The sequence below is a fragment of the Enterobacter sp. RHBSTW-00175 genome, assembly GCF_013927005.1.
In the GTDB taxonomy this organism is placed as follows: Bacteria; Pseudomonadota; Gammaproteobacteria; order Enterobacterales; family Enterobacteriaceae; genus Enterobacter.
In genome coordinates this window covers 1852479-1865546 of the sequence record NZ_CP055930.1, presented here as the reverse complement: position 1 = coordinate 1865546, position 13068 = coordinate 1852479, and the positions used below count along the sequence as shown (strand labels likewise).

9 protein-coding genes are annotated in these 13068 nt (G+C 53.5%); 5 read left to right on the top strand and 4 right to left on the bottom strand.

Going from position 1 to position 13068, the window contains the following annotated elements; translation table 11 throughout:
- The first annotated feature begins 98 nt into the window (after positions 1–98).
- From hmsP to HV107_RS08845, 3 genes are all read left to right on the top strand, one after another.
- Positions 99–2105 (top strand): biofilm formation regulator HmsP, encoded by a 2007-nt coding sequence (hmsP, locus tag HV107_RS08855; RefSeq protein ID WP_182062892.1) that lies wholly within the window; start codon positions 99–101, stop codon positions 2103–2105.
- A 159-nt stretch (positions 2106–2264) separates the two neighbouring features.
- Positions 2265–3551: a dicarboxylate/amino acid:cation symporter gene (locus HV107_RS08850; protein ID WP_182062891.1), complete on the top strand. Its 1287-nt coding sequence runs from the start codon at positions 2265–2267 to the stop codon at positions 3549–3551.
- Positions 3552–3777: 226 nt separating this feature from the next.
- Positions 3778–5271, top strand: coding sequence for a pitrilysin family protein (locus HV107_RS08845; protein ID WP_182062890.1), 1494 nt, complete (start codon positions 3778–3780; stop codon positions 5269–5271).
- Between the two features lie 46 nt (positions 5272–5317).
- Here the strand turns inward: HV107_RS08845 and HV107_RS08840 are convergent, their stop codons facing one another.
- Positions 5318–6247, bottom strand: coding sequence for a sugar kinase (locus HV107_RS08840; protein WP_182062889.1), 930 nt, complete (start codon positions 6245–6247; stop codon positions 5318–5320).
- A gap of 231 nt (positions 6248–6478) precedes the next feature.
- Here HV107_RS08840 and pdeH point away from each other — a divergent pair, with 231 nt between their 5' ends.
- Together pdeH and HV107_RS08830 are read left to right on the top strand one after the other, a co-directional pair.
- The gene (pdeH, locus tag HV107_RS08835; RefSeq protein WP_182062888.1) at positions 6479–7252 is read left to right on the top strand and encodes a cyclic-guanylate-specific phosphodiesterase; all 774 of its coding nucleotides are present in this window, start codon (positions 6479–6481) and stop codon (positions 7250–7252) included.
- 124 nt (positions 7253–7376) lie between these two features.
- On the top strand, positions 7377–9419 hold the full coding sequence (locus HV107_RS08830; RefSeq protein ID WP_182062887.1) for an AsmA family protein: 2043 nt from the start codon (positions 7377–7379) through the stop codon (positions 9417–9419).
- Positions 9420–9473: 54 nt separating this feature from the next.
- Here the strand turns inward: HV107_RS08830 and HV107_RS08825 are convergent, their stop codons facing one another.
- From HV107_RS08825 to HV107_RS08815, 3 genes are all read right to left on the bottom strand, one after another.
- Positions 9474–10796 (bottom strand): MFS transporter, encoded by a 1323-nt coding sequence (locus tag HV107_RS08825; protein ID WP_182062886.1) that lies wholly within the window; start codon positions 10794–10796, stop codon positions 9474–9476.
- 273 nt (positions 10797–11069) lie between these two features.
- Positions 11070–12047, bottom strand: coding sequence for an inner membrane protein YhjD (gene yhjD, locus HV107_RS08820; RefSeq protein ID WP_182062885.1), 978 nt, complete (start codon positions 12045–12047; stop codon positions 11070–11072).
- A gap of 51 nt (positions 12048–12098) precedes the next feature.
- Positions 12099–12998, bottom strand: a complete 900-nt coding sequence (locus HV107_RS08815; protein WP_182062884.1) for a LysR family transcriptional regulator — start codon at positions 12996–12998, stop codon at positions 12099–12101.
- Positions 12999–13068: the final 70 nt, after the last annotated feature.

Below are 13068 nucleotides of genomic sequence, written 5' to 3'. Positions count from 1 at the left end.
TGTAAGTCTCTCTAATAAACGCAGCAATCGGGTATACTCAGGCGCACCAGGTTAACGCCCTGGTGCGCCTTGCGCTTTGAGTTTTGTGGAGAGTCATTTTGCGTGTCAGCCGTTCTTTAACTATCAAACAGATGGCGATGGTTTCTGCCGTCACGATGCTGTTTGTTTTCCTTTTCTGCGTCATTTTGCTGTTTCATTCCGTACAGCAGAATCGCTATAACACGGCTACACAACTTGAAAGTATTGCCCGCGCAGTACGTGGGCCACTTTCTGCCTCTATCCTGAAAGGGGATATTCCTGAGGCGGAAACGATATTAAAACGCATCCAGCCTGCTGGTATAGTCAGCCGCGCGGATGTGGTTCTGCCTAACCAGTTCCAGGCACTGCGGATGAGTTTTATCCCTGAACGTCCGGTTCCGGTCATGATCATGCGATTGTTTGAGCTGCCGGTACAAATTTCCCTGCCTGTCTATTCTCTTGAGCGCCCGGCGAACCCGCAACCGTTAGCCTATCTGGTGCTTCAGGCCGACTCATATCGCCTGTATAAATTTGTGATGAGTTGGGTTATTACGTTAGTAACCACTTACTTACTTTTGGCACTGATCCTCAGCGTGGCCCTGACCTGGTGTATTAACCGGTTGATTGTGCACCCTGTACGCCGCATCGCTCGCGAGCTGAATAACCTCTCGCCGCAGGAACAGGTGGGGCATCAGCTGGAGGTTCCGCATCTGCACCATGACGATGAAATTGGCATGCTGGTGCGCAGCTATAACCTCAACCAGCAGCGTATTTTGCGCCAGCAGGACGATCTGAACAGCAGTGCGACCCGTTTTCCGGTTTCAGAGCTTCCCAACAAAGCCTTTTTGATGGCCCTGCTGGAGCAGACCGTGGCGCGCCAGCAGACGACCGCACTGATGGTTGTCGCCTGTGAAACCTTGCAGGACACGGCGGGTGTTCTCAAAGAGAGCCAGCGCGAAGTGCTGCTGCTGACGCTGGTGGAAAAGGTGAAATCTGTCCTGGCTCCGCGCATGGTGCTGACCCAGGTCAGCGGATATGACCTGGTGATCATTGCCCACGGCGTGAAAGAGCCGTGGCACGCGATTACATTAGGTCAGCAAGTACTCACTGTCATTAATGAGCGGTTGCCCATTCAGGGTATTCAGCTACGTCCAAGCGCAAGCATCGGGATCGCTATGTTCTACGGCGACCTCACAGCAGAGCAGCTGTATCGCCGCGCGTTTTCTGCCGCCTTCACTGCCCGTCGTAAAGGGAAAAACCAGATCCAGTTCTTCGAACCGGAGCAGATGGAAAAAGCGCAGCAGCGCCTGACCGAAGAGAGCGATATTCTGACCGCGCTGGATAACCGCCAGTTTGCCATCTGGCTCCAGCCACAGGTGAATTTACTGACGGGCGAAGTCAAAAGCGCAGAAGCATTACTGCGGATGCAGCAGCCTGATGGCTCGTGGGAGCTGCCCGAAGGGCTGATTGAGCGTATTGAGTCCTGTGGCCTGATGGTCACCGTGGGTTACTGGGTGCTTGAAGAGTCCTGCCGCCAGCTTGCGGCCTGGCAGGAGCGGGGTGTCACGTTGCCGCTGTCGGTGAATTTGTCTGCCCTACAGCTTATGCATCCAACCATGGTTTCGGAGATGCTGGAGCTTATCCACCGCTATCGGGTAAAACCTGACACGCTGATCCTGGAAGTGACAGAAAGCCGCCGTATTGACGACCCTAACGAAGCGGTCACTATTCTGAAACCGCTGCGTAATGCCGGGATCCGCATCGCGCTGGACGATTTTGGCATGGGGTATGCCGGGCTGCGTCAGCTCCATCACATGAAAACCCTGCCGGTTGATGTGCTGAAAATCGATAAAACCTTCGTTGACGGTCTACCGGAAGACAGCAGCATGGTGCAGGCCATCATCCAGATGGCGCGTAGCCTCAACCTGCATGTGATTGCAGAAGGCATTGAAACCGAAGCGCAACGCGACTGGCTGGCAGCCGCAGGGGTGGAGAGCGGACAGGGGTTCCTTTTTGCCCGCGCAGTCCCTTCGGATGTGTTCGAGCAACGCTATCTGGCGAATGAAAGCAATAATGCAAAAGCGTAAATTTGTTGCTGGCTTGCGCGAGTCAGCTCAAATTTCTTAACATTCGTGTTTCAAAGTTGATGTAAGTTTATTTCTGTCATGTTTTACGGGTGTTATTTTAAAGTCGCAGGTTAACCAAAATCTTACAAAACCTGTGGTTTTTCTTCCCAAGGACACCCTATGAAAACCTCACTCTTCAAAAGTCTCTACTTTCAGGTCCTGACAGCCATCGCGATCGGTATTCTGCTTGGTCACTTCTATCCTGAATTAGGCGCGCAAATGAAACCGCTTGGCGACGCGTTCGTTAAGCTCATCAAAATGATCATCGCCCCGATTATCTTCTGTACGGTGGTGACCGGCATTGCTGGCATGGAAAGCATGAAGGCTGTTGGTCGTACCGGAGCAGTCGCTCTGTTGTATTTCGAAGTGGTCAGTACCATCGCACTGATTATTGGTCTGATTATTGTTAACGTGGTGCAGCCGGGCGCGGGGATGAACGTTGATCCATCGACGCTGGATGCCAAAGCCGTCGCGATGTACGCCGAGCAGGCAAAAGACCAGGGCGTTGTGGCCTTCCTGCTGGACGTTATTCCTGGCAGCGTCATCGGCGCATTCGCCAGCGGCAATATTTTGCAGGTTCTGCTGTTTGCGGTGCTGTTTGGTTTTGCGTTGCACCGTCTTGGCAGTAAAGGTCAGCTGATCTTCAACGTGATTGAGAGCTTCTCGCAGGTCATCTTCGGCATCATCAACATGATCATGCGTCTGGCACCGATCGGCGCATTCGGGGCGATGGCCTTTACCATCGGGAAATACGGCGTAGGTACGCTGGTGCAGCTAGGTCAGCTGATTATCTGCTTCTACATTACCTGTATTCTGTTCGTAGTGGTGGTTCTGGGGTCGATTGCCCGCGCGGCAGGCTTCAACATCTTCAAGTTTATCCGCTATATCCGCGAAGAACTGCTGATTGTGCTGGGTACCTCATCGTCTGAGTCTGCACTGCCGCGAATGCTCGATAAGATGGAGAAACTGGGCTGCCGTAAGTCGGTGGTGGGGTTGGTTATCCCGACGGGTTACTCCTTTAACCTCGACGGCACCTCGATATACCTGACGATGGCCGCGGTATTTATCGCACAGGCAACCAACAGCCATATGGATATTTTCCATCAGATAACCCTACTGGTGGTGTTGTTGCTCTCTTCGAAAGGCGCTGCGGGCGTAACGGGCAGTGGATTTATCGTTCTGGCCGCGACCATTTCGGCAGTGGGGCATCTACCGGTGGCAGGTCTGGCGTTGATTCTCGGTATTGACCGCTTTATGTCAGAAGCCCGTGCGTTAACCAACCTGGTGGGTAACGGCGTGGCCACGGTTGTGGTGGCGAAATGGGTGAAAGAGCTGGATCACAAAAAGCTTGATGACACGCTGAATAACCGCAATTCTGACAGCAAGACTCAAGGTATATCCTCCTAATATCGTCACAAATGCCCGCTATCCCTTGTCGGGATGCGGGCTCCTGCGCATAATAACTGTTCATACCTGTCATAATTCGACAAGATTTTTTTAAGGTATATTTCACTTCCGTCCGTGACGTTTCGCAGAACACGCGGTCTAATCGAAGTGTTTTCATCGTCATCTTTTGGAGTGCTCCACGTCACGAGACACTCTTTTTAACCAGGAATGTTGATCAGGGGTTCACATGCAGGGCACAAAAATTCGACTCTTAACCGGCGGTTTGCTGATGATGGCAGCAGCCAGTTATGTGCAGGCAGATGCGCTCCAGCCAGACCCGGCCTGGCAACAAGGAACTCTGGCGAACGGTTTTCAGTGGCAAGTTTTAGCCACTCCGCAGCGCCCGAGTGACCGTATTGAAATTCGTCTGTCTGTGAATACAGGCTCTCTGACAGAAAGCACTCAGCAGACCGGTTTAAGTCACTTTATTCCCCGGCTGGCGCTCACCCAGAGCGGCAGTTTGCAGGCAGTTCAGGTGCGTTCTCTCTGGCAACAAGCCATTGACCCTAAACGCCCACTTCCTCCGGCAGTCGTTTCTTATGACTACACCATGTTTAACCTGAGTCTGCCGAACAACCGTAACGATCTCCTGAAAGAAGCCCTGACCTATCTGTCTGATGCCACTGGCAAGCTTGCCATCACACCAGACACCGTAAATTATGCGCTGAGCAACAGCGACATGGTTGCAACCTGGCCTGTGGACACGAAAGAAGGCTGGTGGCGCTACCGCCTGAAAGGCTCCACGCTGCTGGGACATGACCCGGCAGAGCCGCTGAAACAGCCCGTCGATACTGAGCAGGTCAAATCCTTCTACCAGAAATGGTATACCCCGGATGCAATGACCCTGATTGTGGTGGGTAATGTTGATAGCCGTGCGGTGGTTGAGCAGATCAACAAGGCCTTTGGCGATCTGAAAGGCAAGCGTGAATCGCCAGCCCCTGTCCCTACGCTTTCACCGCTGCGCGCAGAGCCGGTCAGCATTATGACGGACACGGTGCGTCAGGATAAGCTCTCTATGATGTGGGATACCGCCTGGCAGCCCATTCGTGAGTCTGCGGCGTTGTTGCGTTACTGGCGTGCGGATCTCGCCCGTGAGGCGCTGTTCTGGCACGTTCAGCAGACGCTGAGCAAAAACAACATGAAGGACATCGGCCTGGGCTTTGACTGCCGTGTGCTGTTCCAGCGCGCCCAGTGCGCCATCAACGTGGAATCACCGGGTGACAAGCTGAATGCGAACCTGGGTCTGGTGGCGAAAGAGCTGGCGAAAGTACGCAAGGTGGGGCTGTCAGAAGAGGAATTTAATGCGCTGGTGGCGCAGAAAAAACTCGAACTGCAAAAACTGTTTGCGACCTATGCCCGCGCAGATACCGATATCCTGATTAGCCAGCGTATTCGTTCGCTGCAAAACCAGGTTGTTGATATTGCGCCGGAACAGTATCAGAAACTGCGTCAGGACTTCCTGAGCAGTCTGACGGTCGATATGTTGAATCAGGATTTGCGTCAGCAACTGTCGCAGGATATGGCGTTGATTCTGTTGCAGCCAAAGGGCGAGCCGGAATATGACATGAAAGAACTTCAGTCAACCTGGGATTCGATTATGGTCACTGCACCGCAGGCTGCGCAGACGACAACGGCAGATGATTTACATCAGGATGCAACGGATATTCCGCAGGGGCAGTAATGCCGGTGGGAGAGGCTTAGGGTGGGGGCATCAGCCCCCTCCTGATTTACGCAGGCATTGCCTCGCGCGGAATAATCGCCCCGCGATACTGAATCACCGTACTGGCGGTCAGGTGCCCGCGCTGTGCCGCCGCTTCTGGCGTACCGCCCGTCAGACGTACCGCCAGATAACCCGCACTGAATGAATCGCCCGCAGCGGTGGTATCAATCACTTTCTCTTTGGCTAATTTGACTGCCGGGACTTCCACAACGGTTTCCCCCGCAATCGCCACCAGGCACGACTCTGCACCGCGCTTAATCACGACTTCACTCACGCCAGCGGCCAGAGTACGGGCGATAACTTCATCGACCGGTTTTTCGCCCCACAGAGCATCTTCGTCATCCAGCGTTAAGAACGCGATGTCGGTGCATTGCAGCATCTGCTGATAAACCTGCTGCGTCTCCTCGCGGCTGGCCCACAGACGAGGGCGGTAGTTGTTATCGAAAATCACCTTACCGCCATTGGCGCGGCATTCACGCAGTAATGACAACAGTTTTTCGCGGCTGGACGGGCTTAAAATCGCCAGGCTAATCCCGCTCAGGTAGAGATAGTCAAAAGTAGCCAGTTCTTCACAAATGGCAGCTGCGGCGTCGCTTTCCAGCCAGAATTTGGCCGCGGCTTCGTTACGCCAGTAGTAGAACGTACGCTCGCCGGTACTGTCGGTTTCAATGTAATACAGACCCGGCAGGCGGTTTTCCATCTGCTGAATCAGGGAAGTTTGTACATTTTCACTCTGCCAGGACTCCAGCATCTGCTGGCTGAAACTGTCCGTACCCAGTGCGGTAACATAATTCACGGCGAGTGCGTCGGGAGCGACCTGACGGGCAATGTAAACCGATGTGTTCAATGTATCGCCACCAAAACCGCGGCTAACTTCCGCGCCTTTTTGTGACAGCTCAATCATGCATTCGCCAATCACGGCAATTTTTTTAGACATAGTCGTGAACCTGAACAGATAAATTAGAAGCAGTGTGCGCTGTGTGGATTATGTGGTCAACTATATTAAAACGACGTTCCAATATTTTTTTTGAGCCAGCGCGTATTCCTGATAATTTCTGTCATCTTAATTTCATTTTCCCGGCGAACTGGACATAAAGTTCTCAATTGTCCCGCCGATAACCCTTTGACGAGTCCAGAAAGGTCATCCCCATAAAACAGGACATCTGAAATGAAGTCAGAGCAGGTTATCCAGCGGCTAAGCACTACGCCTGAGGCAAGTATTGAGAACTTGCAGGAGCATCGCTACTGGCTGCAATGTGAGCGTGCCTATACCTATCAACCGATCTACCGTACTGACGGCCGGTTGATGGCCATTGAGATTTTAACGGTTGTTACGCATCCGTCGAACCCTTCGCAGCGTATTCCGCCGGATCGCTATTTTGCTGAAGTGGCCGTTCGCCAGCGTATCGATGTGCTGGAAGAGCAGCTGAAAATGCTGTCGACAAAGCATGAGTTTTTCACTCAGCACAATATTCTTGCATCGGTGAATGTAGACGGCCCGACCCTGATAGCATTGCGCCAGAACGCAAAATTGCAGGAGCTGATCGCCACGCTGCCGTGGATGCGCTTCGAGCTGGTGGAGCACGTCAGCCTGCCTCAGGATTCGTCATTTGCCACTATGTGTGAGTTTGGCCCGCTGTGGCTGGACGACTTTGGTACAGGTATGGCGAACTTCTCCGCGCTCAGTGAAGTGCGCTATGACTACATCAAAGTGGCTCGCGACCTGTTTATTATGCTGCGCCAGACGCCGGAAGGCCGAAATCTGTTCACGTTGCTCCTGCAACTGATGAACCGTTATTGCCAGGGTGTCATTGTTGAAGGTGTTGAAACGCTGGAAGAGTGGCGTGATGTGCAAAACTCACCTGCGGCAGCAGCGCAAGGCTATTTCCTCTCTCGTCCTGTCCCGATGGATACCCTGAATAACGTCGTTATTACGTTGTAAAGTAATCTGTTTCCCGTAATAGTGCGTCGCACTTACGCATTATTACCGGACGCAGTGGCCCCCCGCTTACCTGTGTCATGAGCTATATTGATGAAAGGTAAGACTATCTGGTAAGGGGGAAACAATGACGAAAACAACCAGGATTGTCACCTGGGGATGTGGGATTTTCTTGTTGTTGATTGTGGTGGCAATCATCATTCTCGCGACGTTTGACTGGAACCGCCTTAAACCGACCATCAACCAGAAAGTCTCTACCGAACTGAACCGGCCGTTTGCCATTCGCGGCGATCTGGGCGTGGTTTGGGAGCGGCAGAAAGAGGAAACCGGCTGGCGAAGCTGGGTGCCCTGGCCGCATGTTCACGCCGATGACATCATTCTTGGCAATCCGCCGGATATTCCCGACATCACTATGGTGCACCTGCCACGTGTTGAAGCCACGCTGGCCCCTCTCGCGCTACTGACCAAAACGGTCTATCTGCCGTGGATCAAACTCCAGCAGCCAGATGCGCGCCTGATCCGCTTATCTGAAAAAAATAACAACTGGACGTTCAACCTCGCCAGCAGTGGCGACAGCACGCCTGATGCCCAGCCGTCGTCCTGGTCTTTTCGCCTGGATAATATTCTTTTCGATCGCGGGCGGATCCTCATTGATGACAAGGTGAGTAAAGCGGATGTGGAGATCATGGTCGATCCGCTGGGAAAACCGCTGCCGTTTAGTGAGGTTACGGGCAGCAAAGAGAAAGGGGACAACAGCAAAGCAGGCGATTACGTGTTTGGCCTGACGGCGAAAGGGCGCTACAACGGCCAGCCTCTGAGCGGCACGGGTAAAATCGGCGGGATGCTGGCGCTGAGAAGTGAAGGTACACCCTTCCCGGTACAGGCAGATTTTCGCTCGGGGAATACCCGCGTGGCATTCGTGGGTACGGTTAACGATCCAATGAAAATGGGCGGTGTTGACCTGCGGCTGAAATTTGCCGGGGATTCACTTGGCGAGCTATATGACCTGACCGGCGTACTGCTGCCCGATACGCCACCTTTTGAAACCGACGGGCATTTAACGGCGAAAATCGACCTGCAAACTGCGTCAGTTTTCAATTACCGCGATTTTAATGGCCGGATTGGGGATAGCGATATCCACGGTTCTCTGACGTATACGACCGGAAAACCACGCCCAAAACTGGAAGGCGATATGGAGTCTCGCCAGCTACGCCTGGCCGATCTGGGGCCGCTGATTGGTATCGATTCTGGTAAAGGCACGAAGACCAAAGATGTCAAAAAGGATCCCCAGCCGGCGGGTAAAGTCCTGCCTTATGAACGCTTTGAAACCGACAAGTGGAACGTCATGGATGCCGATGTCCGTTTTAAAGGGCGCAAAATCGAGCACGGTAGCACCTTGCCCATCAGCGACCTTTCCACGCACCTGATCCTTAAAAATGCCGACCTGCGCTTACAGCCGCTGAAATTTGGCCTGGCGGGCGGGACTATCTCATCCAATATTCATCTTGAAGGGGATAAAAAGCCGATGCACGGGCAGGCGGATATTCAGGCACGGCGGCTGAAGCTAAAGCAACTGATGCCGGATATTGCACTGATGCAGAAAACCCTGGGCGAGATGAACGGCGATGCGGATATTCGCGGTGTGGGTAATTCGGTGGCGGCGTTGCTGGGCAGCAGTAACGGCAACCTGAAGCTCCTGATGAATGACGGGCTGGTAAGCCGGAATTTGATGGAGATCCTCGGGCTTAACGTCGGTAACTACATTATCGGGCAGATTTTTGGCGACGATGAAATCCGTGTGAACTGCGCAGCGGCGAACCTGGATCTGGTCAATGGCGTTGCGCGCCCGCAGATTTTTGCCTTCGACACGGAAAATGCCGTTATCAATGTCACCGGGACGGCCAGTATGGCCTCTGAACAGCTGGATTTGACTATCGATCCTGAGAGTAAGGGCATTCGTATCATCACCCTGCGTTCACCGCTGTATGTGCGCGGTTCGTTCAAGTATCCGCAGGCTGGCGTGAAAGCCGGGCCGCTGATTGCGCGTGGTGCGGTTGCGGCGGCGCTGGCTACGCTGGTGACGCCAGCGGCAGCACTGCTGGCTCTGGTATCACCGTCGGAAGGGGATGCGAATCAGTGCCGGACTATTCTGGCGCAGATGAAGAAGTGATGGTGCGGTCTGTTTGTGCCGGGTAAGGCGAAGCCGCCACCCGGCATGACCCGTTTACAGAGAATGATCTTTAGTTTCGTGGGTCAGCAGCAACGCAATCAGCGTCAGTGCCGCCATCGCCGCAAGATACACACCCACATAGAACAGACCATAGTTAGCCTGTAACCAGGTGGCAATATATGGCGCAACAGATGCCCCCAGGATAGAAGAGACGTTATAGGAGAAAGATGCTCCGGTATAACGCACTTCAGTCGGGAACAGTTCTGGCAACAGCGCGCCCATCGGGCCGAAGGTCAGTCCCATCAGGCTCAGACCAATCAACAGATAAGCCATCACCAGCGAAGGGCTGCCTGAGCCCAGCAGCGGCGGGAAGACAAACAGCGCAAACAGGATAATCAGCGAGGTGATAACAATCATGCTTGCGCGACGGCCAAATTTGTCCGCCAGCAGGCCTGCAATCGGCACCATCACGCCAAAACCAACAACCGCCATCATCAGCATCCACAGCACTTCATTACGCGGCAGCCCCAGACCAACAGGTGCGGCAGCGGTGCTGAACGTCATTGAGTAGACCGTCATGATGTAGAACAGCGTATAGGTCGCCAGCATGATGAACGTGCCCAGCACGGTCACACGAACGTGTTTTGTCAGCAACGTGCCCAGCGGCACTTTAACCTGCTTTTTCGCCGCCGCAACTTTGGCGAACACTGGCGTTTCATGCAGAGAAACGCGCACGTACAGGCCAATCAGAACCAGCACGGCAGAGAAGATAAACGGAATACGCCAGCCCCAGTTCATGAACTGCTCATCCGTCAGCAGCCAGGAGAGCAGCAGGAAAGTGCCGTTGGCAAAGAAGAAGCCAATCGGCGCTCCCAACTGCGGGAACGAGCCATAAAGCGCGCGTTTACGGGCAGGGGCGTTTTCGGTTGCCAGCAGCGCTGCACCTCCCCATTCACCACCCAGCCCCAGACCCTGACCAAAGCGCGCCAGCGCCAGCAGAACCGGCGCCATAATGCCGATGGTTTCGTAAGTCGGCAGCAGGCCGATCGCCACGGTAGAAATCCCCATGGTCAGCAGTGACGCCACCAGCGTGACTTTACGGCCGATGCGGTCGCCAAAGTGACCAAACAGCGCAGAGCCAATCGGGCGCGCAACGAAGGCGATGGCGAATGTCGCCAGAGACTGTAGCGTGGCGGCCGTTGGGTCACCCTGCGGGAAGAAGATATGCGGGAAAACGATAACCGCAGCTGTGGCATAAATATAAAAGTCGAAGAACTCAATGGCGGTGCCAATCAGCGAGGCGACGACAACTTTATTACGTGAGTTAACCGGCGTGCTTTCCGGTTCAGTGTCGAGTGTTGTGGCGGTTGCTTGCATAAAATATTCTTATATTTTGACGAACGAACGGCCATATTACGCACAGCAAAAGCGACATTTCAATCTGTAACAAACCGGATCAATGGCGATAAAAGCAGCAAAAAGCGAATAATTTTCAGACCAGCAAAATATCTTCTATGAAATGCTTCACAGTTTTTAAATATTAGATGATAAAACTGGTTTTTGGTTAAATAAAAGTTACGGACTGGATTTATATTCTGAAATTATAGAACGGGCTGAATTTTTGCATTCTTATTCAGCCCGCATATTCCATCAGGTGTGGGTTTTACCCGGCATTCTCGGGTCATCTTTGTATTGCGCGGTGGCTATCCATGCGGCGCAGAACAGCGTCAGGCGGGCGAAGAAGTAGAAGAACGCCATTAACCCCAGCACCGAGCCAAATGCCGCTCCCGACGGGGATTTCACCAGCGCTGGCAGGGTGTAGGTCATCACGATTTTGATGATTTCAAAACCAATTGCCGCAATCAGTGTGCCGCGGATCAGCGCCTTTTTACGTGGCCGGTGGCGTGGTAACCGCCAGAATATCCAGAAGAACAGCAGGTAATTGGCAAAGACAGAAATGGCCAGCCCAATGCCTCGCCATGCAGGTTTAAGCCATTCAATGCTGTCGAGATAGAGCGCTGAGATAATCATCTGCTGTGCTGAACCGGCAACAGAGGTAATGGATAGCGTCACAATCAGGGCCACAAGCAGGCCAATCAGCGAAACAAAATCACGGAAGTACTTAACCCAAATTTTCTCTTGCTCCTGCGGCGTGCGTTCCCATACTTCGCGGGACTGGGCGCGAATGGCTTCACGCAGGTTTCCCATCCAGTTAATGCCGGAATAGAGCGCAATGAGCAAACCAACCAGACCAACGGTGGTACGCTGCTGCACGGCGGTATTGATGGTGCTTTTGAGCGTACCCGCGAGCGTAGGGTCGCTGACGTTCATCAGGATCTTGTCGAAGATGTCCTGGAGCAACGTCGGATGCCAGGCAAGAATAAAACCTGCGGCAGCAAACGACACCATCAGGATGGGGATCATCGACAGAAATGAGAAATAGGTGATGGCGGCGCCAAACTGATTCCCCATACGATCATTGAAGCGCTCAGTCGCGCGTATCAGATGAGCAATCAAAGGCCGACGCTGGATCTTCTGTGCCGTGCTGGTGACGGTTTTCAGCGCGTTGACGGCTTTTCCTGGGGTGTTTTCCTGTGGGGGACGTTGCTGGTTGTTTTCCGGCGTCACACGCTTTTCCTTATTCGTTTGGCGGGATGTAATTGAAATTATAGCCTGCCCTTAATCAACATAGGCTTTCATTAATACGGTTAGCCACTCCATAAACAGATGCACCCGGCGGGAGAGGTTACGCCGGTGCGGATAAATCAGCGACACGGGCATGGGTTCTGCGCGGTATTGCGGCAGGATCTCGAGCAGTTTTTTGGCTCGCAGCGAATCACGCACACCAACACGGGGCACCTGGATTATCCCCAGCCCGGCGATACAGGCCGCATGGTAGGTTTCCGTGCTGTTTACGGTCAGGATCCCGCCCGTTTTTATCCACTGCGTAACGTTGCCGTTGTAATACTCAAAGCCCTGCGGGCGAGTGCCCAGACTGGCGGCATAGTGAATGACCGCATGTGAAGCCAAATCGTCCAGACTATCCGGGTAACCAAAACGCTCCAGATACTCTGGGCTGGCGCAATTAATCACCGACAGCTTGCCTAGCGGGCGGGCAATCAGTCCGGAGTCCTTCAGCGCGCCGACGCGCACCACACAGTCAAACCCTTCGCGGATCACATCGACCAGGCGGTCACTGCTGCTGAGTTCCAGCTCAATACCGGGATACTGCTGTAAAAATGCCGGGAGTTTAGGGATGACTAAATTTCGAGCAACGCCCACAGGCATATCGACACGCAATCGTCCGCTGATGCTGGAGGGATCAAGCTGGAACATGCCGTCCAGTTCGTCGAGGTTGGTCAACAGATCTTTTGCGCGCTCGTAATAGACCATGCCGTCCTGCGTCAGGCTGACGCGGCGCGTGGTGCGGTGTAAAAGCTGCGTGCCCAGCAGGTTTTCCAGCGCCTGAATTTGCCGCGAAACGCTCCCTTTCGGCAGGCCTAAGGTATCCGCCGCGCGGGAAAAACTTTCCAGTTCCGCGACACGGATGAAGAGCTGCATTGCGTGAATTTTATCCATAGGCGTGGCTCATTGTTGTTCGTAATGAAACAGTGAAGCGTTTCTTACTGCCTTTATTGATCTTCTATCA

Excerpts from the sequence above, each read along its gene's own strand:
- HV107_RS08850 (WP_182062891.1), top strand. The coding sequence starts at position 2,265 with ATGAAAACCTCACTCTTCAAAAGTCTCTACTTTCAGGTCCTGACAGCC.
- HV107_RS08845 (WP_182062890.1), top strand. The coding sequence starts at position 3,778 with ATGCAGGGCACAAAAATTCGACTCTTAACCGGCGGTTTGCTGATGATG.
- HV107_RS08830 (WP_182062887.1), top strand. The coding sequence starts at position 7,377 with ATGACGAAAACAACCAGGATTGTCACCTGGGGATGTGGGATTTTCTTG.
- HV107_RS08840 (WP_182062889.1), bottom strand. The coding sequence starts at position 6,247 with ATGTCTAAAAAAATTGCCGTGATTGGCGAATGCATGATTGAGCTGTCA.
- HV107_RS08825 (WP_182062886.1), bottom strand. The coding sequence starts at position 10,796 with ATGCAAGCAACCGCCACAACACTCGACACTGAACCGGAAAGCACGCCG.
- HV107_RS08815 (WP_182062884.1), bottom strand. The coding sequence starts at position 12,998 with ATGGATAAAATTCACGCAATGCAGCTCTTCATCCGTGTCGCGGAACTG.
- pdeH (WP_182062888.1), top strand. The coding sequence starts at position 6,479 with ATGAAGTCAGAGCAGGTTATCCAGCGGCTAAGCACTACGCCTGAGGCA.